At 62.9% G+C, this 19,886-nt stretch carries 21 protein-coding genes and 2 pseudogenes; 13 read left to right on the top strand and 10 right to left on the bottom strand.

Annotated features, from left to right (window positions below; genetic code table 11):
* Position 1: 1 nt before the first annotated feature.
* From C4K38_RS30925 to lptM, 4 genes are read right to left on the bottom strand one after another with little or no spacing between them, the layout of a single operon-like run.
* Complete coding sequence (locus tag C4K38_RS30925) at positions 2-727, bottom strand: DUF484 family protein (protein ID WP_053281393.1); 726 nt, start codon at positions 725-727, stop codon at positions 2-4.
* Between the two features lie 13 nt (positions 728-740).
* A complete protein-coding gene (gene dapF, locus C4K38_RS30920; RefSeq protein ID WP_053281392.1) occupies positions 741-1,571 on the bottom strand; it encodes a diaminopimelate epimerase in 831 nt (276 codons plus the stop codon).
* 4 nt (positions 1,572-1,575) lie between these two features.
* Entirely contained in the window at positions 1,576-2,823 is a 1,248-nt protein-coding gene (gene lysA / locus C4K38_RS30915) for a diaminopimelate decarboxylase (RefSeq protein WP_053281391.1), read from the bottom strand.
* Positions 2,824-2,832: 9 nt separating this feature from the next.
* Positions 2,833-2,985: an LPS translocon maturation chaperone LptM gene (gene lptM / locus C4K38_RS30910; protein ID WP_007926668.1), complete on the bottom strand. Its 153-nt coding sequence runs from the start codon at positions 2,983-2,985 to the stop codon at positions 2,833-2,835.
* A 239-nt stretch (positions 2,986-3,224) separates the two neighbouring features.
* Between lptM and cyaY the strand changes: the two genes are divergently transcribed.
* The 3 genes from cyaY to rnk all read left to right on the top strand — a co-directional run bounded on the left by cyaY (position 3,225) and on the right by rnk (position 4,356).
* The gene (gene cyaY / locus C4K38_RS30905; protein WP_025807051.1) at positions 3,225-3,557 is read left to right on the top strand and encodes an iron donor protein CyaY; all 333 of its coding nucleotides are present in this window, start codon (positions 3,225-3,227) and stop codon (positions 3,555-3,557) included.
* Positions 3,558-3,561: 4 nt separating this feature from the next.
* Positions 3,562-3,795 carry a DUF1289 domain-containing protein gene (locus C4K38_RS30900; protein ID WP_053281390.1) on the top strand — a complete coding sequence of 78 codons (234 nt, stop codon included), beginning with the start codon at positions 3,562-3,564 and terminating at the stop codon, positions 3,793-3,795.
* Between the two features lie 147 nt (positions 3,796-3,942).
* Complete coding sequence (gene rnk / locus C4K38_RS30895; RefSeq protein ID WP_007926672.1) at positions 3,943-4,356, top strand: nucleoside diphosphate kinase regulator; 414 nt, start codon at positions 3,943-3,945, stop codon at positions 4,354-4,356.
* A gap of 17 nt (positions 4,357-4,373) precedes the next feature.
* Here rnk and C4K38_RS30890 read toward each other — a convergent pair whose 3' ends face one another.
* From C4K38_RS30890 to C4K38_RS30880, 3 genes are all read right to left on the bottom strand, one after another.
* Positions 4,374-7,223, bottom strand: coding sequence for a class I adenylate cyclase (locus C4K38_RS30890; protein ID WP_053281389.1), 2,850 nt, complete (start codon positions 7,221-7,223; stop codon positions 4,374-4,376).
* Positions 7,224-7,399: 176 nt separating this feature from the next.
* On the bottom strand, positions 7,400-7,645 hold the full coding sequence (locus C4K38_RS30885) for a TIGR02647 family protein (protein WP_023967863.1): 246 nt from the start codon (positions 7,643-7,645) through the stop codon (positions 7,400-7,402).
* Between the two features lie 186 nt (positions 7,646-7,831).
* Complete coding sequence (locus C4K38_RS30880) at positions 7,832-8,128, bottom strand: hypothetical protein (protein WP_025807054.1); 297 nt, start codon at positions 8,126-8,128, stop codon at positions 7,832-7,834.
* A gap of 125 nt (positions 8,129-8,253) precedes the next feature.
* On the opposite strand from C4K38_RS30880, the gene C4K38_RS30875 reads away from it, so the two are divergent.
* On the top strand, positions 8,254-8,910 hold the full coding sequence (locus C4K38_RS30875; protein WP_053281388.1) for a glutathione S-transferase family protein: 657 nt from the start codon (positions 8,254-8,256) through the stop codon (positions 8,908-8,910).
* A 69-nt stretch (positions 8,911-8,979) separates the two neighbouring features.
* Here the strand turns inward: C4K38_RS30875 and argH are convergent, their stop codons facing one another.
* The gene (gene argH, locus C4K38_RS30870) at positions 8,980-10,374 is read right to left on the bottom strand and encodes an argininosuccinate lyase (protein ID WP_053281387.1); all 1,395 of its coding nucleotides are present in this window, start codon (positions 10,372-10,374) and stop codon (positions 8,980-8,982) included.
* 461 nt (positions 10,375-10,835) lie between these two features.
* Between argH and C4K38_RS33060 the strand changes: the two are divergent.
* From C4K38_RS33060 to C4K38_RS30835, 8 genes and pseudogenes are all read left to right on the top strand, one after another.
* Positions 10,836-10,970, top strand: a pseudogene (locus C4K38_RS33060) (sensor histidine kinase); the annotation flags it as partial.
* Positions 10,967-11,713 (top strand): LytR/AlgR family response regulator transcription factor, encoded by a 747-nt coding sequence (locus C4K38_RS30865; RefSeq protein ID WP_053281386.1) that lies wholly within the window; start codon positions 10,967-10,969, stop codon positions 11,711-11,713. The pseudogene C4K38_RS33060 and the gene C4K38_RS30865, both read left to right, overlap by 4 nt.
* 141 nt (positions 11,714-11,854) lie before the next feature.
* Positions 11,855-12,796, top strand: a complete 942-nt coding sequence (hemC, locus tag C4K38_RS30860) for a hydroxymethylbilane synthase (protein WP_053281385.1) — start codon at positions 11,855-11,857, stop codon at positions 12,794-12,796.
* Positions 12,793-13,560: a uroporphyrinogen-III synthase gene (locus C4K38_RS30855; RefSeq protein ID WP_053281384.1), complete on the top strand. Its 768-nt coding sequence runs from the start codon at positions 12,793-12,795 to the stop codon at positions 13,558-13,560. The genes hemC and C4K38_RS30855 overlap by 4 nt, the downstream gene beginning before the upstream one ends.
* Positions 13,561-13,577: 17 nt before the next feature.
* The gene (locus C4K38_RS30850) at positions 13,578-14,717 is read left to right on the top strand and encodes a uroporphyrinogen-III C-methyltransferase (protein ID WP_053281383.1); all 1,140 of its coding nucleotides are present in this window, start codon (positions 13,578-13,580) and stop codon (positions 14,715-14,717) included.
* A complete protein-coding gene (locus tag C4K38_RS30845; RefSeq protein WP_053281382.1) occupies positions 14,714-15,952 on the top strand; it encodes a heme biosynthesis protein HemY in 1,239 nt (412 codons plus the stop codon). Before C4K38_RS30850 ends, C4K38_RS30845 begins: the two co-directional genes overlap by 4 nt.
* A 162-nt stretch (positions 15,953-16,114) precedes the next feature.
* Positions 16,115-16,636, top strand: coding sequence for a disulfide bond formation protein B (locus C4K38_RS30840; RefSeq protein ID WP_053281381.1), 522 nt, complete (start codon positions 16,115-16,117; stop codon positions 16,634-16,636).
* A gap of 208 nt (positions 16,637-16,844) precedes the next feature.
* Positions 16,845-17,303, top strand: a complete 459-nt coding sequence (locus tag C4K38_RS30835; protein ID WP_025807062.1) for an Rsd/AlgQ family anti-sigma factor — start codon at positions 16,845-16,847, stop codon at positions 17,301-17,303.
* A gap of 63 nt (positions 17,304-17,366) precedes the next feature.
* Here the strand turns inward: C4K38_RS30835 and C4K38_RS30830 are convergent.
* Positions 17,367-18,031, bottom strand: a pseudogene (locus tag C4K38_RS30830) (FKBP-type peptidyl-prolyl cis-trans isomerase).
* Between the two features lie 193 nt (positions 18,032-18,224).
* On the opposite strand from C4K38_RS30830, the gene C4K38_RS30825 reads away from it, so the two are divergent.
* Complete coding sequence (locus tag C4K38_RS30825; RefSeq protein WP_081001605.1) at positions 18,225-19,397, top strand: AlgP family protein; 1,173 nt, start codon at positions 18,225-18,227, stop codon at positions 19,395-19,397.
* On the opposite strand, the gene C4K38_RS30820 is transcribed toward C4K38_RS30825, so the two are convergent.
* Positions 19,394-19,858, bottom strand: coding sequence for a TIGR02444 family protein (locus tag C4K38_RS30820; RefSeq protein WP_053281377.1), 465 nt, complete (start codon positions 19,856-19,858; stop codon positions 19,394-19,396). The genes C4K38_RS30825 and C4K38_RS30820 overlap by 4 nt on opposite strands.
* Positions 19,859-19,886: the final 28 nt, after the last annotated feature.

Genomic DNA, 19,886 nt, shown 5'->3' with positions numbered 1-19,886 from the left:
GTCAGCGAACCGAGCGTAGCGAGTGAGTGAAGCGCGGCAGCACGCGGCCCATGACTTCGGCGATATAGCTGAGGAACAGCGTTCCCACCGAGCTTTTGTAGTGCTGCGGGTCGCGGCTGGCGATGGCCAGTACACCGTGAATGCCCTGATGGGCGATGGCGACCACGGCGCTGGAGCCGATCTGCCGGCGCTGTTCTTCGCCGAACAGGAAGTCCAGCTCATGCTCGCGCAGGCTGCCGCTGACGCTTTTGCCTTCGGTCAGCAAGCCACCGATGGCGGTCTGGGCGTCGGCGGCGGTGACCCAGCGGCCTACCGGCATGGCGCTGTCGCTGAACAGGATCAGGCTCACGAACGGCACCTGGAAGTCTTGGCGCAGGCTGTCTTCGACGCTCATCACCACGTCTTCCAGGCTGTTGGCATCCATCAGCGCGAGAATCAGGCGGCGGGTCTTCTCGAAGAGCCGGTCGTTGTCGCGGGCCACGTCCATCAACTGCGAAAGCCGGTGGCGCATCTCGATGTTGCGCTCGCGCAGGATCTTCATCTGCCGCTCCACCAGCGAGATGGTGTCACCGCGCTGATGGGGAATGCGCAACGCCGGGAGCAGTTCTTCATGCTCGACGAAGAAGTCCGGATGAGCCTCCAGATACGCGGCGATCGCCGCCGCCTCGAGGTTTTCGGAAGGAGATTCGTCGGGCTGTTCGGCTGGAACCTGAGGCTGATCAGTCATGGTTTTCGCTCATTCAAAGACGCACCTGTCCTTCGTATACGCGCACTGCCGGGCCGGTCATCTTCACCGGTTGGCCAGGGCCTGCCCACTCGATGGACAGGCGCCCGCCCGGCAGGTCGATCAATAGCGGCGAATCCATCCACCCCTGGCTGATCGCGGCCACTGCGGCGGCGCAGGCGCCGGTACCGCAGGCCTGGGTTTCCCCGGCGCCACGTTCCCAGACCCGCAACTGCGCGCGCTGACGGTCGATGACCTGGATGAAACCGACATTGACCCGGGCCGGGAAGCGCGGGTGATGTTCGATCTTCGGCCCCAGCTCATGCACCGGCGCGCTGTTGATGTCGTTGACCCGCAGCACGGCATGGGGGTTGCCCATGGACACCGCTGCCATCTCGAGGGTCTGGCCATCGACTTCGACCTGGTAACTCAAGGCCTGGGCCGGCGCCACGAACGGAATCTGCTCGGGCACCAGGCGCGGCGCGCCCATGTCGACGCCGATCTGACCGTCGTTGCGCACATCCAGTTCGATGATGCCGCTTTTGGTCTCGACGCGGATCTGGCGCTTGGTGGTCAGACGCTTGTCCAGCACGAAACGGGCGAAACAACGCGCACCGTTACCGCATTGCTCCACTTCGGAGCCGTCGGCATTGAAAATCCGGTAGCGGAAATCCACGTCCGGGTTGCTCGGCGCCTCGACGATCAGCAACTGGTCGAAACCGACACCGGTGTTGCGATCGCCCCATTGCTTGGCATGTTTGGGCAGGATGTGCGCGTGCTGGCTGACCAGGTCGAGGACCATGAAGTCATTACCCAGGCCGTGCATCTTGGTAAAACGCAGCAGCATGGTTCTACTCCGGCAGCAGGCTTTCGCCAGCAAACAACTCGGCTACCGTCTCGCGGCGACGCACTTCAACAGCCTGTTCACCATCGACCAGTACTTCAGCAGCGCGACCGCGGGTGTTGTAGTTGGAGCTCATGACGAAACCGTAGGCGCCGGCCGAATGCACGGCCAGCAGGTCGCCTTCTTCCAGCGCAAGCTGACGTTCCTTGGCCAGGAAGTCGCCGGTTTCGCAGATCGGGCCGACGATGTCGTAGGTACGGGCCTGGCCATCGCGCGGGCGTACGGCGCTGACGTCCATCCAGGCCTGGTACAGGGCCGGGCGGATCAGGTCGTTCATCGCCGCGTCGACGATGGCGAAGTCCTTGTGTTCGGTGTGCTTGAGGTACTCGACCCGGGTCAGCAGTACCCCGGCGTTGGCGACGATGAAACGGCCGGGTTCGAAGACCAGTTCCAGGTCGCGGCCATCGAGACGTTCGCGCACGGCCTTGACGTAGTCGGCGGCCAGCGGTGGCTCTTCATCGCGGTAACGCACGCCCAGGCCACCACCGAGGTCGATGTGGCGCAGGTAGATGCCGCACTCGCCCAGGCGGTCGACCAGGTCCAGCAGACGGTCGAGGGCATCGATGAAGGGGGCCAGGGTAGTCAACTGCGAGCCGATATGGCAGTCGACGCCGACCACTTCCAGGTTCGGCAGCTGTGCCGCGCGGATGTACACGTCTTCGGCATCGGCGATGGCGATACCGAACTTGTTTTCCTTCAGGCCGGTGGAAATGTACGGGTGGGTGCCTGCGTCTACATCCGGGTTGACCCGCAGCGAGACCGGCGCGCGAACCTTCAGTTCGGCGGCGACCTGTTGCAGGCGCTCCAGCTCGTCGCTGGACTCGACGTTGAAGCAGTGCACGCCGACTTCCAGGGCGCGACGCATGTCGTCACGGGTCTTGCCGACACCGGAGAAAACGATCTTGTCGGCCGCGCCGCCAGCGGCCAGGACGCGTTCCAGCTCGCCGCGGGAGACGATGTCGAAACCGGCGCCCAGACGCGCCAGGACATCCAGTACACCCAGGTTGGAGTTGGCCTTTACCGCGAAGCAGACCAGGTGCGGCATGCCGGCGAGGGCATCGGCGTACGCGTGGTACTGCGCTTCGATATGCGCTCGGGAATAGACGTAGGTCGGCGTGCCAAAGCGTTCGGCAATGGCGGACAACGCTACACCTTCCGCGAACAGCTGCCCGTCGCGGTAGTTAAAAGCGTCCATGGGGTTCCCTTAGTTGGTGTCGTGCTTGTGCGACTGCGAGTGACCTTGGTCTTCAGGGGATTTGCTGTCATCGGGAAGATACAGCGGGCCTTTTTGACCGCAGGCAGTGACAAGGCAGGCAACCGCGACGAGCGCAGCAAGGGAAGAGATCAGGCGCTTCATGGCGAAATCCTTGAGAATGCGTTAATTGCGCCCGAGTATACCGGCCACCCAGCGGCTTGCCTATGCGCTGGAATACCCGTCCGGCGGGCCTTTGCCCCGGGCGCAGGAGCCGAGCGCGGCGGCTGCGGGGATATTTTCTCTGCTGCCCGTGCCCTTGATCGGTATCCTTTGCATTCGCCCGGATGCGCCCGTATCTTGCGGCGCTTGAGCGTGAGTAGACACTTTTCGAGGTTCCCGCAATGAGTTTGACTGAAGCCCGTTTCCACGACCTGGTCGATGCCACCCAGCAGACGCTGGAGGACATTTTCGATGAGAGTGACCTGGATATCGATCTGGAGAGCTCCGCCGGTGTGCTCACCGTCAAGTTCGAAAACGGCAGCCAGGTGATCTTCAGCCGCCAGGAGCCGCTGCGTCAGCTGTGGCTGGCCGCGCGCTCCGGCGGTTTCCACTTCGACTACGACGAAGAAAGCGAGCGCTGGATGTGCGACAAGAGCGAAGAGCAGCTGGGCGAAATGCTCGAGCGCATCGTTCTTGAGCAGGCCGACATCAAGCTCGAGTTCGAAGGGCTCTGAGACTGTGACGCCAACCGCCCCGGTGCGCCCGCCCAAGCCGCTGTACAGCAATGTCAGCCCGGCCGTGGCCTCGCCCTGTATCAGCCTGTGCCGGCTGGACGAGGAAAAAGTCTGCAAGGGCTGTTTCCGGCATGTCGAAGACATTCGCGAATGGCGTTCGGCGGACGATGAGCGACGGCGAGTCATCTGTCGCCAGGCGCTGGAGCGCAGGCAGGCGGCGCCGCCGAGCACCGGCTAGCCTGGGCCCCAAAATCCGGCAGCTTGTTTATTTGTGCTGCTGTGGTAGTGTCCGGTTACGCCTCGCCACATCGAGGCCGGTGAAAACCCCGTCTTATCTGGACGGGGTTTTGCTTTTTTGTGCCGAAAAAAGGAGTCTGCCTGGATCATGAGCACCGCACCTTCCATCATTCTCACCCGCCTCGACGTGCAGCGTCTGGAGCGCCTGATCGACAGCCTGGACGACACGCTGCCTGGCGTCATTGCGTTGCAGACCGAGCTGGATCGCGCCGAAACCCTGGTGGGCCACGATGAAGTCCCGCCTGGTGTCGTGACCATGAATTCGCGCGTGCATTGCCGCGAAGAGGGCAGCGGCAAGGACTACCACCTGACTCTGGTGTATCCACAGGACGCCAACGCCGACGAAGGCCGGATCTCCATCCTGGCGCCGGTGGGCAGCGCCTTGCTCGGCTTGCAGGTCGGGCAGTACATCGACTGGCCGGCACCCGGCGGCAAGACCCTGAAGCTGACCCTGCTGGAAGTGGAATACCAACCTGAAGCGGCTGGCGACTTTCACCTCTGACTGGCGTCTCTGACCGGCTAGACCTGTTCGAGCGCGTCGTTCAAGGCGCGCTCCAGGTCGGCTTTGTAGCGCAGGTAAAGGTTGCTTGAACCATGGTGGTCGCCGAGCAGGCCGGACAGGTCCAGGTCGGTGATGTAGCAGCGATAGCGTTCGGCTTCGCGACGCTGGCCGACAATCTCCTGAGCGACCGCGGCGAACAACTGATCGCCATGCTCCAGCTCGGAAAACTCCCGTTGATTGCAATACAGGGTGACCTGCACCTGCCCCGGTGCGGCTTTGCCGATGATGCCCTGCACGTCATAAAAGGCTTTGTTCGCCGGCGTTTGTGGCGCCGGGCGCGGCTCGACCCGGCGAGCCCTTGTGCTGCCTGAAGGCAATATCTGGTAATACAAAATGTCCAGCGGCACGAGGGCCTGGGAGGTCTCCATCGGCAGTTGGGCATCGCGCCGATAGAGGATCGACTGCAGGAAGCGTTGCAACGGAACCAGCAGGCTCTGTTCGTCGTGGTAGGGCAGGCGCTGCTGCCAGAGCGCATCGAATTCATCCAGCACGTACAGCTCGGCCTGAGCCTCGACGACGCGGTAGAACACCTGGATGCAGTCAGGCTGGCCCATCGGCAGGATCAGCGCCAGGTCGTGTTCTTCCAGGGCCATCGGGTCCAGGTGCAGCGGGCTGTAGCTCGACTGTTCTTCGCCCAGGTAGTCGATCAGCGCCGGCAGGCTTGCCAGCGCCACATGATTGACCTGGCCCGGCACCAGCTCCAGCACGTGGTAATGCTGCTGCACCTGGATCAGGTAGCGGTGATTGAGCTGGCTGAGCAACAGGTTCTGCGCCGTGTCGAACAGCTCTTCGACCCGCTGGGCGATGAACTGGGCGCGGTTGTGGCAAAAGCAGCGCACGCGCAGCTTCGGCTGCTCAGGGCCGCGCGGCAGGTTGTTGAGATAGTCGCGCAGGCAGTCGAGCAGGGCATGGGCGCCGTCGTAACGGCCGACCAAGACCTCGTTCCAGCTGTTGAGCGTCACTTGGTCGAGGGTCAGCACCAGGTTTTCCCGCACTCCGGCGTAGCTCAAGGAATCGGTGCGCTCGGTGGTCATCAGGATGTTCAGGTCGCGGTGGTGCTTGAGCGGGTCGCGGCCGACGTTCACCAGGATCAGCACTTCGCTGGGCACGCTGGTGCGCAGCAGGCGTTCTTCGCTGACGGTGCCCAGGGGCAGGGCAATGGTCTGTTGCAGGCTGCCCAGCAGATTGAACAGCTCGAACTCGCTCAGGTCGCTGCTGCCCGGATGCAGCGCCAGGCGCGTGCTGCTGTCGATCACCCCGTTACGATGGCACCAGGTCAGCAGCTCCAGCAGTTCGCGGCTGCGCTTGATCGGCGCGAAATGTTCCCACTCCAGGGCGTTCAGGCTGCCGTTGTACAGGCCCCAGTGGGTTTGCCCCGGTTCTTTCTTATTGGGCGCCTGCACCAGGGTCAGGGTGTCTTCGGCCAGGTCCGGGGCGATGCCGGGGTTGATGAACTCGATCTTGCCGGCCTTGCGTTCAAAGGCCGCGTACAGGCGGCGGCCGAGGACATTCAGGTCGCGCTTGTTGATCAGGCCGAGGGTCTGCTCGGTGCGGGCGAACTGGGTCAGGAAGCGGTAGCTGTAGTTCAGCTCGTTGACCAGGGCCCGGCGTTCGGCGCTGACCTGGCGGACTTTCCACTGGCTGCGACTGTCGAGCATCGCCAACTGGCGCTGATCCCAGCCCCATTCGTGGGCCAGCCGTTCGAGCAGCGAGCGCTGCCAGCTCGGGTTGCGCGCGCCGTTGTTGCCAGTGAGCTTGCGGTTGACCTTCAGGTACAGGCTGCGACGCACCAGCTCCAGGCGCTCCGGCTCGCCGCGGGCCTTGAGGTATTCCTCGATGCGCCGGTAGACCACGATGTACGGGTCCAGCTCGTCGAGGTCCAGGCGGTTGGCGAACACTGCCTGCTTGAAGCGCAGGCTCAGGCATTCCACCCGCGGGTGTTCGCTGGCGTAGACCTCGGTCAGCAGCAGCTTGAGCACGGACTTGTACGGCGACTCGATGCCCTTGAACAGCTGCCAGAGCCCGGCGCCGATAAATTCCCCCGGTGGAATATGGGCCAGATGGCCAAGATCGAGGTTTTCATCGGCGGGAATGAAGCGCTTGGACAGCAGCGTATGGGTGTACTCGTGGTAGCGGGCTTCTTCGTATACCGGCACCAGCCACCACAGCGGCGTACGTCCGGCGAGCCAGATGGCGGTGCGATAGAACTCGTCCAGCAGCAGGTAGTGCTGGGTGGTGCCGCAATCGTCGGAACTCAGCTGGGTGTCACGATCGCCACGGATAAAGCGGCTGGGGTCGATCAGGAAGAAGTGCGCCTCGGCGCCCTGGCTGGCGGCCCAGGCTTCCAGCAGCAGGCATTTCTTGCGCAGTTCGGCGAGTTCGTTCTCGCCGAGGTTGGGCGCATGGCAGACCCACACGTCCATATCGCTCTGGTCGGCCTGGGCCAGGGTACCCAGGCTGCCCATCAGGAACAGGCCGTGGATAGGTCGCGGCGCATTGCTGGGCCGGGCCTTGTAGGAAAACGAACGGGTCAGGCGCTGGGCTTCGTTGAGCGTCGGCGTGTCGGGCTCGTAGTTCGACAGCCCGGCGGGTGTGCCGCCCGACACATAGCCCGGTAATAACGGGTGGTTGACGTGAAAGAACAGCGGCAACAGGTTGAGCACCAGTTGCTGGCGTGGCGACAACCCTTCCATGGCCCGGCCCAGGCGCCCTTCATTGAGCTTCAGAAAGCGCGCGCGCAACTGGCTGAGAACCTTGCGATCGATTCCCTCGTCCAGATCTGGGCGGATTTCATGGGTGCGGGTCATTCAAACAGGCTCGCGAAGCTTGAACGTGGGAGGTCTTATGTGAGGAGGAGTTTACAGCCAGTCGAGGGCGAGCTTTAAGCTGAATTTTATTTTTGGCGTCAGATTCCCAGCGGATGGCTGGAGCTTGCCCGCGGAATCCGACAGGCGGGGATTCCGAGGGCCGTAGGGGAGAGCGTTCAGGCGGCTTCTTTGACCGTCAGAATGGTCAGCAGGCCTTGGGCATGCTCGGCGGCATCGCGGCCCAGGCTGGTCAGGTAACCACCATCGGGCTGGGTAATGAGCTCTTTTTCGAACAGGCGTCGTGCGGCGGCGATAGCTTGGGGGGCAGCGGTCTGATGGATTTTCAGGCCTTCCTGGGAACTGTCCAGGTTGAAGAGTACAAGGATTTCCAGTTCGGCAACCAACTCAGGGGTATACGACATAAGGACTCCAGACTTTCTAGGAATTAGACGACAGCGTCCTTAAGGTGACCGCAGTTGTGCAGCCTGTCCAGTGTCCGCTGCGGACTTTTACGCCTCTGGGCGGCGGTATTTGGCCGCAGGGCGCGTACCAGTGTAGCCAAGGCCCGCAATCGCGCCGGCCAGGTGCGGGCGCGAGGCGTGGCGGGCTTATTTCTTCTCGGGCGGCAGCTCGGGCAGGGCGCGCAGCGCCGCTTCGTACCATTGGGTGTCGAACGCGCGGTCTTCTTCGAGGATCGCGTCGATTTCCACCGCCAGGACGTGAGCCATGAGGTTGAGGATTTCGTCACGCTCATAGCCAACCAGGGTCAGCTTGTTGAAGGTGGCCTTGGCCGCGGGTGGGTTGTCGCTTTCGATCTGGTTTTCGATCGCTTCGATCAGGGTGTTTTCGGCGAACGCTTCTTCGTCGTTGTCGTCTTGGTTGGCGTCGGGGATTGGCTCGCTCATGGCAGGCTCCTCAAGGAAAGGTCGTCAGTTTACCCGTATTCAGGAGCCTGATGCTGCTGGCCAGTCGGCTGTCGAGGATCTATAAGAGTGGCTGCCAACCCCGTACCCGGCCTGGAGGCTACGTGATGCTCAAGCTTTATGGATTCGCCGTCAGCAATTACTACAACATGGTGAAACTGGCGTTGCTGGAAAAAGCTCTGCCTTTCGAAGAAGTGCCGTTCTACGCCGGGCAAAGCCCTGAGGCGTTGGCCATCAGCCCACGTGGCAAGGTACCGGTGCTGGGGGTGGAGCAGGGTTTTATCAATGAAACCAGCGTGATCCTCGAATACCTCGAAAGCCAGCCCGGCCCGGCGCTGCTGCCAAGCGATCCGTTCGAGCGTGCCCAGGCGCTGGCGCTGGCCAAGGAGATCGAGCTTTACATCGAGCTGCCGGCGCGAGCCTGTTACGGCGAGGCGTTCTTCGGCACTGCAGTCCCTGAGACCATCAAGGAAAAATCCCGCAACGAGCTGGTGCTGGGCTTCGCCTCGCTGGCCAGGCACGGCAAGTTCGCCCCTTATGTGGCGGGTAGCAGCCTGAGCGTGGCGGATCTGTATTTCCTGTACAGCGTCAGCCTGGCCTGTGCGGTAGGGCAGAAGCTGTTCGGTGTGGATTTGCTGGCCGAGATGCCGGCAGCCAAGGCTTTGGTGGCGCGGCTGGAGCAGATGCCCAATGTGCAGCGGGTCGCGGCGGACAAGGACGCGGCGATGCCGCAGTTCCTGGCGATGATCGCCAGCAAGAAGTAGAAAGGGTTCAGGTCGCTGATCGCGGGCAAGCCATGCTCTTGTGGGAGCCTGGCTTGCCCGCGCTGGCTTTTAGCGGCTGCTTAGCAACGCCTGGCCGCGAACCACCGCTGCCTTGACTTGAGCCGGGGCCGTGCCGCCGATGTGGTCACGGGCATTGACCGAACCTTCCAGGGTCAGCACGGCAAACACGTCCTGATCGATCTGGTCGCTGAACTTGCGCAGTTCTTCCAGGCTCATTTCCGCCAGGTCCTTACCGGTTTCCACGCCGTACTTCACTGCGTGGCCAACGATTTCGTGGCAATCGCGGAATGGCAGGCCACGGCGTACCAGATAGTCCGCCAGGTCGGTGGCGGTGGAGAAACCGCGCAGCGCCGCTTCGCGCATCATCGCGTGCTTGGGCTTGATCGCCGGGATCATGTCGGCGAAGACTCGCAGCGAGTCGCGCAGGGTGTCGGCGGCGTCGAACAGCGGTTCCTTGTCTTCTTGGTTGTCCTTGTTGTAGGCCAGGGGCTGGCCCTTCATCAGGGTCAGCAGGCCCATCAGGGCGCCGAACACGCGGCCGCTCTTGCCACGAACCAGCTCCGGAACGTCCGGGTTTTTCTTTTGCGGCATGATCGAGCTGCCGGTGCAGAAACGGTCAGGCAGATCGATGAACTGGAACTGCGCGCTGGTCCACAGCACCAGCTCTTCGGAGAAGCGCGACAGGTGCATCATGGCCAGGCTGGCGGCGGCGCAGAACTCAATGGCGAAATCGCGATCAGACACATTGTCCAACGAGTTGCCACCGACGGCGTCGAAGCCCAGCAACTGGCAGGTCAGCTCGCGGTCGATCGGGTAGGTGGTGCCGGCCAGCGCGGCGCTGCCCAGGGGCATGCGGTTGGTGCGCTTGCGGCAATCGACCAGGCGTTCGTAGTCGCGGCTGAGCATCTCGAACCAGGCCAGCATGTGATGACCGAAGGTCACAGGCTGCGCGGTCTGCAGGTGAGTGAAGCCCGGCATGATGGTGTCGGCTTCGCGCTCGGCTTGTTCCAGCAGGCCTTTTTGCAGGCGGGTGATTTCCGCCAGGATCAGATCGATTTCGTCGCGCAGCCACAGGCGGATATCGGTGGCCACCTGGTCGTTGCGGCTACGGCCGGTGTGCAGCTTTTTGCCGGTGACGCCGATGCGGTCGGTCAGGCGTGCTTCGATGTTCATGTGCACGTCTTCCAGGTCGACGCGCCAGTCAAAGGTGCCCGCCTCGATTTCGCCCTGGATGGTTTTCAGGCCGTCGATGATGCTGTCGCGTTCGGCATCGGTCAGTACGCCGACTTTGGCCAGCATGGTGGCGTGGGCGATCGAGCCCATGATGTCGTGACGATAGAGGCGCTGGTCGAAAGTGACGGAGGCGGTGAAGCGGGCGACGAAGGCGTCGACGGGCTCACTGAAGCGGCCGCCCCAGGACTGATTGGTCTTGTCAGTGCTCATGAATTCGCTCGTGATCGGCTGGAAGGGAAATGAGGTGAAAAGTTGCCGCGGATAATAACAGGGTTGCCAATCCTGTAGCTGGCACCGGTCGGCAGGTTTTTATTTCTGCCATGGGGGCCGCGGGCGCTTGTCGCCGACCTCGGGCGCGCAGAGACTAGGCGAGCGAAGGCGGGGTGCGAGGGGTGATGTAACGATATTTATCGATAGAGCAATATCGTCTTGGCAACCGTCTACAGTTGGACTGAAGGAACAGCGCAATCTCGGATGTTTCATCGAGCCTGGTCGCTGATCACGCAACCGTTGTCGCATGCGCTCCGGTCCCGGCACCACCTCGCGATTCACGAGGGAGGCGGTCGGTGTGGAAGCGGACTATAAGAGAGGGGGTGTTTGTGTCCTGTATCAGCAGTCCCCATGACCATGTCGTGCAGTGGCGGGCCTTGAACGGTATCTGGCGGGCCCGGGTAAATAATGGTGCCCGTCGTGGGGCACTTTTTGGCCCTCGCACTAGTCTTAGCGTGGATCGCCGTGACGGACGTCACTTCACCTGTCTACGCTATCCTTGTGCGAGACTCACGCAGGAATCCAGCGCAATATGAATGTCCTGATCGTTGATGACGAACCCCTAGCCCGCGAGCGACTGAGCCGCATGGTCAGTGAGCTTGAGGGATACAGTGTCCTGGAGCCCAGCGCCACCAATGGCGAAGAGGCATTGGCCCTGATCGACAGCCTGAAACCGGATGTCGTGCTTCTCGACATCCGCATGCCGGGTCTCGATGGCCTGCAGGTTGCCGCCCGTTTGTGCGAGCGCGAGGCGCCGCCAGCCGTGGTGTTCTGTGCCGCCCCTGATGAATTCGCCCTCGAGGCTTTTGATGTCAGCGAGGTAGGTCACTTGCTCAAACCGGTGCGTTCCGAGCATCTGCTCGAGGCGCTGAAAAAGGCCGACCGCCCCAACAGGGTCCAGCTGGCGGCCCTGACCCGGCCCGCCGCCGAAAGCGGCAGCGGCCCCCGCAGCCATATCAGTGCGCGGACCCGTAAAGGTATCGAGCTGATCCCGCTGGATCAGGTCGTCTATTTCATTGCCGACCACAAATACGTGACCTTGCGCCATGAGAGCGGCGAAGTCCTGCTGGACGAACCCCTGAAGGCGCTGGAGGACGAGTTTGGCGAGCGTTTCGTTCGCATCCATCGCAACGCCCTGGTGGCCCGTGAACGCATCGAACGCCTGCAGCGTACGCCGCTGGGGCATTTCCAGCTGTTCCTCAAGGGTCTCAATGGTGATGCGCTGATCGTCAGCCGACGGCATGTGGCCGGCGTGCGCAAGATGATGCAGCAGCTCTAGATCCGGGTGGCCGGGCGGGTCATGCACCCCGCCCGCAACGTTCCTGCAGCCAGGGAGGGGCTGTAGTTCCTGATACAAGTCAAAGCTGATTTGGCTGAGCTGTTATCATCTGCCGTATTTTCTATCAGTACGGATTGATCCATGTCCTCTCGCGAAATCCGCATCGCTACCCGCAAAAGTGCCTTGGCCTTGTGGCAAGCCGAACACGTCAAAGCTCGTCTGGAAGGCGCTCACCCGGGGTTGATCGTGACGCTGGTGCCCATGGTCAGTCGCGGCGACAAGCTGCTCGACTCGCCGTTGTCGAAAATCGGCGGCAAGGGGCTGTTCGTCAAGGAGCTGGAAACCGCGCTGCTGGAAAACGAAGCGGATATCGCTGTGCATTCGATGAAAGACGTACCCATGGACTTCCCTGAAGGCCTGGGCCTGTTCTGCATCTGCGAGCGCGAAGACCCGCGCGATGCCTTTGTCTCCAATACCTATTCCAGTCTCGACGACCTGCCCGCGGGCAGCGTGGTGGGCACCTCCAGTCTGCGTCGCCAGGCGCAGCTGCTGGCTCGTCGTCCGGACCTGCAGATCCGTTTCCTGCGCGGCAACGTCAACACGCGCCTGGCCAAGCTCGACGCCGGTGAGTACGACGCCATCATCCTGGCCGCTGCCGGCTTGATCCGTCTTGGCTTCGTAGATCGCATCAGCTCTTCGATCAGCGTCGACGACAGCCTTCCGGCGGGCGGCCAGGGCGCGGTGGGCATCGAATGCCGCACGGCCGACAGCGAGATCCATAAGCTGCTGGCGCCCCTGCATCATGTCGATACGGCGGATCGGGTCACTGCCGAGCGCGCCCTCAACAAGCATCTGAATGGCGGCTGCCAGGTACCGATCGCCTGCTATGCGGTGCTCGAAGGCGATCAGCTGTGGCTGCGCGGCCTGGTCGGCGACCCGAGCGGCGGTGTGTTGCTCAGCGCCGAGGCTCGTGCTCCACGTAGCGCGGCGGCGGCGCTTGGCGTGCAGGTCGCGGAGGCTCTGCTGGCCCAGGGCGCCGACGATATTCTGCGCGCGGTCTATGGCGAGGCTGGCGAAGAGTGAGCGACTGGCGTGTGCTGCTGACCCGGCCCACGGACGAGTCGGTGCTGCTGGCTGAGGTTCTGGGCGAAGCGGGGGTGTTCAGCAGCAGCCTGCCATTGCTGGAAATCGAAGCCCTGCCTTTTGACGATACCTTGCGCGCCAGAGTGCTTGAGCTGCACCGGTACTGCGCGGTGATCGTGGTCAGCAAGCCCGCCGCGCGAATGGCCGTGCAACTGCTCGAGCAGTTCTGGCCGCAGCCACCGAGCCAGCGCTGGTTCAGTGTGGGCGCCGGCACGGCGCAGATTCTGGCCGATCACGGCCTGGATGTTTTTTTCCCCGAGCAAGGCGATGACAGTGAAGCCTTGCTTGAACTTCCCCAGTTGCGCGAGGCTATTGCACGATCCGCCCCACGGGTGCTGATCATGCGCGGGGAGGGCGGCCGCGAGCTGCTGGCTGAGCGTTTGCGCGGCCAAGGTGCTAGTGTCGACTATCTGGAGCTGTACCGCCGCGACCTGCCGCACTATGCCAACGGGGTCCTGATGCAACGCATCCAGGCGGAACGCTTGAATGGGCTGGTGGTCAGCAGTGGGCAGGGTTTCGAGTACTTGCAGCAGTTGGCCGGCGAGGCCTGGCCGCAGGTGGCGCGGCTGCCGTTGTTTGTACCGAGCCCTCGGGTCGCCGAGATGGCGCGTGCCGCCGGGGCCGAGAAAGTTGTGGATTGTCGTGGCGCCAGCGCCGCGGCCTTGCTAACGGCGTTACGGGAGCAACCCGTGCCCGTTCTCTAAACGCAAAGGATGGATACGTGAGCGAAACAGCCTTGCCTAAAGATGATGTCCAGCCGGTAATCGATGCGCCGGCTGAGCCCGCAACCCCTGCTCCGCAGCGCCGTGGCAACGGATTGGCGATCCTCGCCCTGCTGCTGGGGGCGGCCGGTGTCGCTGCCGGCGGTTGGGGTGTCTGGCAGGTGCGCAGCCTGCAGGCCAACAATCAACAGCAGCTGGGGCAGTTGCAGGCCCTGGGTGACGAGGCGCAGAGCCTGAAGCTCAACGAGCAGCGCCTGACTGCGCGCCTGGAGCAGTTGCCGGCGGCCGATGAACTGGAAGAGCGCCGCCGTCTGGTGGCGCAACTGCAGGGCGATCAGCAGCGACTCAATCAGAAGCTGGAGAGCGTTCTGGGTGCCAGCCGCAAGGACTGGCGTCTGGCCGAGGCGGAGCATCTGTTGCGTCTGGCCAGCCTGCGTCTTTCGGCCTTGCAGGACATCAGCAGCGCCCAGGCCCTGGTGCAGGGTGCCGACGAGATCCTGCGCGAGCAGAACGATCCCGGCTCTTTCGCCGCGCGCGAACAGCTGGCCAAGAGCCTCGCGGCCCTGCGCAGCACCGAACAGCCGGATCGCACCGGGCTGTTCCTGCAGCTGGGCGCATTGCGCGACCAGGTAGCCGAACTCACCGAGCTGGCCCCCGAATATCGCGACCGTGGCGATTCGCTGCTGGGCCTGACCGCCGACGGCGATGGCGCCAGCCGCTGGGCGCAATGGTGGGACCAGATCTCGCGTTACATTCGTATCGACTTCAACGCGGACAAGAACGTGCGGCCGCTGCTCGCCGGGCAAAGCCTGACGCAGGTGCGCCTGGCCTTGAGCCTGGCCCTGGAGCAGGCGCAGTGGGCGGCGTTGAACGGCCAGGCGCCGGTGTACACCCAGGCGCTGGTGGAAGCCCGCGATGTATTGAAGGGCAACTTCAATCAGGACAACCCGCAGAGCAAGCTCATGCTGGAGCGCGTGTCCGAACTGAGCAAACAGCCGGTCACCGTGCAGACGCCGGACCTGGCCAAGACCCTGGGCGCGGTTCAGGCCTACCTGGAGCGGCGTAACCTGAGTGCTGAAGAGTCGGTGAAACCACTGGCCAAGCCTGCTGCGAATGCCCCGCAGGAGACCAGCCCATGAAGCGCCTGTATGTGATTCTGTTTCTGGTGATCGCCGCCTCGGGATTGCTGGGGCTGGCGATCGCCGAGCATTCCGGGTACATCCTGATTGCCTACGACAGCTTCCGTTATGAGTCGAGCCTGTGGGCGACTCTGGCGCTGGTCGCGGTGATCTGGCTGGTGATCTGGGGTATCAAGACATTGATCGAACTGGTGATGACCTCCAGCGGCGTGGTCAATCCCTGGTCGCGGCGCAACCGCAGCCGTCGCGTACAGATCGCCATCGAGCAAGGCCAGATGGATCTTGCCGAAGGTCGCTGGGCCAGCGCCCAGAAGCACTTGCATCGTGCCGCGGAAGCCGAGCGTCAGCCTCTTCTGTACTACCTCGGCGCGGCGCGGGCGGCGAACGAGCTGGGGAATTACGAGCAGTGCGACAGCCTTCTGGAGCGTGCCCTCGAGCGGCAGCCCCAGGCCGAGTTGGCGGTGGCCTTGAGTCATGCCCAACTGCAGACCGATCGCGGCGATACCGAAGGCGCCCTGAGTACCCTGCAAGCCATGCACGAGCGTCACCCCCACAGTGTCCAGGTGCTGCGGCAGTTGCAGCGTCTGCAACAACAGCGGGGCGATTGGTCGGCAGTGATTCGCCTGCTGCCCGAACTGCGCAAGGACAAGGTCCTGCCCGCCAACGAACTGGCCGAGCTGGAGCGTCGGGCCTGGGGCGAGAACCTGACCCTCGCGGCGCATCGCGAAGAAGAGGGTACGGTCGGCCTGCAATCGCTCAATCGTGCCTGGCAGCAACTGACCGCGGCTCAGCGTCAGGAACCGCAGCTGGTGCTGGCCTACGCCGAACAACTGCGGCAATTGGGCGCCGGGGCCGAGGCCGAAGAAGTGCTGCGCGTCGCTCTCAAGCGCAAGTACGACAGCCATCTGGCGCGGCTTTACGGCTTGCTGCGGGGCAGTGACCCGGCGCGGCAGCTGCAATTCGCCGAGCAGTGGCTCAAAGACCATCCGAACGACCCGAGCCTGCTGCTGACCCTGGGTCGTCTGTGCCTGCAAACCAGCCTCTGGGGCAAGGCGCGGGACTATCTGGAAAGCAGCCTGCGCATCCAGCGCAACCCCGAAGCCTGCGCCGAGCTGGCCCGCCTGCTGGCGCAGTTGGGCGATACCGAACGCAGCAACCAGCTGTTCCAGGAAGGCCTGGGGCTGTTGGACGAGCGCTTGCTGGCGTCGCCGTTGCCGGTGCCCGCCAGGGTATAAACCGCAGGGCCGGGCCGTCCCTGGAGGGGCGGCCCGGCCCGCGAACCTCCCCGATCTGGCCACTGTGCCCGTTTGCCGCGCTCGATCTTGTCATGGCGCGCCTTGAAAGGGCCGAGCGCTTTCTCTACCGTGGCAGCCTGTTTCTTCCGTTGTGGATACTCCATGTCGCTGGCCGGCTCACGCTTGCTGTTCTCCCTTGTGTTCTTTACCGGTGCCTTGGCCCTGTGGGCTTCGTTTCACCTGGAGTACGGGATTGGGCTCGAGCCTTGTCTGCTGTGGGTGTTGCAACGTTTCTTCGCGCTGCTGTTGACTTCGATCAGCCTGGTCGCGGCCCTGCAAGGTCCACAATACCCGGCGAGTGCCCTGTATTGGTCGCTGGAGCTGCTCTGCAGCCTGGCGGGTGTCGTCACGGCAGGGCGCCATGTGCTGCTGCAGAACATTCCTTCGGATCAGTTGCTGGCGTGCTTGCCGGACATGCCGTTCATGCTTGGCAACCTGTCCTGGGGGCGTGCCTTGCAGCTGGTTTTCACCGGGACTGCGCAGTGCGCGGAGGTCACCTGGACGCTGCTGGACATGAGTGCCGCGGAGTGGAGCCTGCTGTTTTTCATCGCTGTGATGATTTTGAGTGCTTATCGCCTGGCGCGGCTTCTACCACGGGGCCGGCGCAGGGCGGCCGCGACCTGAATCGTCGTTTCGCGACGGGGCTAAAGATTAAACACTTGTATGAACTTTATCTCCTGCGTACCTTGAAGCGGCTGTCGAGCGGGCATAATCTGGCCCGCACGTGTCACCGCAATTACGTTGCTCGATGCTGTTCTGCCTGGCCGGATGCTGATGTTCAGTCCAGTGACGGATTCAGAGCGGCATGACCCATAAGGGAAGAGAGATCGCCATGCTCGAAAGTTGTCAGAATGCTCAGGAACGCTGGGGTGGAGTGCATCTGCTGATCGATCGCTGGTTGCAGGAGCGTCACGAACTGGTTCGGGCCTATGATGCTCTCGGCGCGGAGCCTGAGACGCTGGCTGAAAACCGACAGCCGCTGCAGGAATTCTGCGCAATCCTGGTCGATTACGTTTCCGCCGGCCACTTTGAAATCTACGAACAGCTGACCGGTGAGGCCAGGGCTTTCAACGACAAGCGTGGGCTCGAGCTGGCCGAAACCATTTATCCTCGGATCGATGTCATCACTGAAAAGCTGCTGGCGTTCAACGATCTGTGCGACGAAGGAAAATGCGTGGCGGAGAAGTTCAAGGAGCTGGGTGGTCTTCTGCATGAGCGCTTCGAGCTGGAAGATTGCCTGATCGAAGTGCTGCACAACGCTCACAAGGAAGAGGCCGCCGTTCAGGCCTGACTTGCAGCGAAAGCCTTACCGAAACGGTGCGCACTGCGCACCGTTTTTCGTTTCTGCGCCACCCTAACCGGTAGCCCCCAGCAGCTCGATTTCAAACACCAGGGGCGTGTAAGGCGCGATCAGGTCGCCTGCGCCGTCAGCGCCGTAAGCCTGGGCCGAAGGAATCACCAGGCGCCACTTCGCCCCTGTCGGCATCTGCTGCAACGCGCTGCGCCATCCGGCAATCACACTGTCCAGGCGAAACCACTGCGGCTGCTGATTCTGATCGAACACCGTACCGTCAGGCAGGCGTCCGGTGTAGCGAACCTGTACCGAACCATTGGCTCCCGGCCGTACTCCGTTGCCGGGTGCCAGCTCGGTCAGCAGGATGCCGTTCTCCAGTTCGCGTACGCCCGGCTTGGCTTTTTCGGCCGAGAGAAAACGCTGTTCGTTTTCCAGTGCCACTTCGATTCGCGGCTTGTCCGTTTGCTCGCCGACCTGTGCTTCATGCTGGGCGAGGATCTGTTCGATGCGCTCGTCCTTGAGTGCCAGAGGCTTGCCTTGGTAGGCCTGTTTCAAGCCTTCCACCAATGCCTGGATCTGCAGGTCCGGCACCTCTTGGCGCAGGCGTTCACCGAGGCTGGCACCCAGGCTGTAGGCGAGATCGTGGGCATCGTTTTTCTGCGAATCTTCGGCGGCCTGAGCCAGTGGCAACAACACACACAAGGATAAAAAAGGTAACGCGACATGGGCGTTCTCCGGCCTGAGACGAGGTGGATTATGCCAGTGTGGATGTGGCGGCTGGTGAGTAACTTTCTTGTGCGCGAAGAACATTTTCAATCCTCTGCAACGCATGGCATTCGATACTGTCAACATGCCCTAGCGGCGGTAGCAGCAGAGGTCTAGTATGAGCCGCAACTCACGTCAGCCAGGAGGTAAACCATGTCGGCCAATAAGAAGCCTGTAAATACTCCGTTGCATTTGCTCCAACAGCTTTCGGGCAGCCTGCTCGAACATTTGGAAAACGCTTGTTCCCAAGCCTTGGCTGATGCTGAAAAACTGCTCGCCAAACTGGAAAAGCAACGCGGTAAGGCACAGGAAAAACTGCACAAATCGCGCACCAAATTGCAGGACGCCGCGGCGGCCGGCAAGGCCAAGGCACAAGCCAAAGCCAAGGACGCAGTGAAAGAACTTGAGGACCTGCTCGATGCACTCAAGACACGTCAATCCGAAACCCGCGCCTACATTCTGCAACTCAAGCGCGACGCTCAGGAAAGCCTGAAACTGGCCCAGGGCGTAGGTCGTGTGAAAGAAGCCGTCGCCAAGGTGCTGAGCACTCGCTCCGCCAAACCGGCAGCTGCTCCAGCACAGAAAGCCGCAGCCAAGCCGGCGGCAAAAGCCCCTGCCAAAGCTGCCGCCAAGGCACCGGTAAAAGCTGCCAGCAAACCGGCCGCCAAACCTGCTGCCAAGCCAGTGGCAAAAACCGCCGCAGCCAAACCTGCAGCTGCCAAGCCAGCGGCTAAACCGGCTGCTGCCAAGCCTGTTGCGAAAGCAGCGGCTGCCAAACCGGCTGCAGCGAAACCCGCTGCCAAGCCAGCAGCAAAACCTGCGGCCAAACCCGCCGCCAAGCCAGTGGCTAAAACCGCGGCGGCCAAGCCTGCTGCGGCCAAGCCAGCGGCTAAACCCGTAGCGGCAAAACCTGCTGCGAAGCCGGCCGCCAAACCGGCTGCGGCAAAAGCTCCGGTGAAGGCCGCAGCTAAACCTGCAGCCAAACCAGCGGCCAAGCCCGCTGCCAAACCTGCAGCAGCCAAGCCGGCGGCTTCCACTGCCGCCAAGCCAGCAGCCGCTAAACCGGCTGCAGCAAAACCAGCCGCCAAGCCTGCGGCAAAACCTGCTGCCAAGCCTGCTGCAAAACCCGCTGCGAAGAAACCAGTCGCAGCCAAGCCTGCAGCTGCCAAACCGGCCACCGCTCCAGCGGCCGCCAAGCCAGCCACCCCGGCGACTCCGGCTGCCAAGCCTGCGGCACCGGTATCTTCGCCAGCTCCAGCGGCGACTGCTGCACCAGCTCCGGCTCCGGCCGCTCCTGCCAGCACCACGCCAACCAGCGCTTCCTAAGCGCCGGTCACCGCGACGCGCAGCGCCTGCAGCGCGTCGCGGTTGAGGTTGGCGGCTTCGGCCGCCAGTCCTTCCAGCCAGTTCGTCAGATCCTGCGTTTCATCCTCCGACCATTCCCCTGCCAGTGCTTCCAGGCGCAGCAGCAGTTGCCGTTCGGCCTCCAGTTCCAATGCCTTGACCTGTTCGCGCAAGACCGCCAGTTCCGGATCCGCGCTCGCGGCCGGGCGCCATTGCGTGCGCAGCTGGCGCAGCGGCCTGACGACTTCGTCGTGCCAGGGCTGACCCAGGGTTTGCAGTTGTTGCAGGCGCTGGGCGGTACAGGCCACCCCGCGTGCGCCGAGCCAGGCCGCGCAGAGTAGAAGGCAGACATTGGCCCCGGCCGCCTGAAGGTTCAGGCAGGCTTGTTCGACGCCCGGGCGGGCGTAGGTCTTGAGGGTGAAGCTCCACAGGTCAGAGGACATATTGCTACTCGCGCCAGTTGCGAACGAA

The sequence above is a fragment of the Pseudomonas chlororaphis subsp. piscium genome (genome assembly GCF_003850345.1).
Taxonomy (GTDB): domain Bacteria; phylum Pseudomonadota; class Gammaproteobacteria; order Pseudomonadales; family Pseudomonadaceae; genus Aquipseudomonas; species Aquipseudomonas piscium.
The sequence above is the reverse complement of the archived record's forward strand: the minus strand, read 5'-3'. Positions and strand labels throughout refer to the sequence as shown.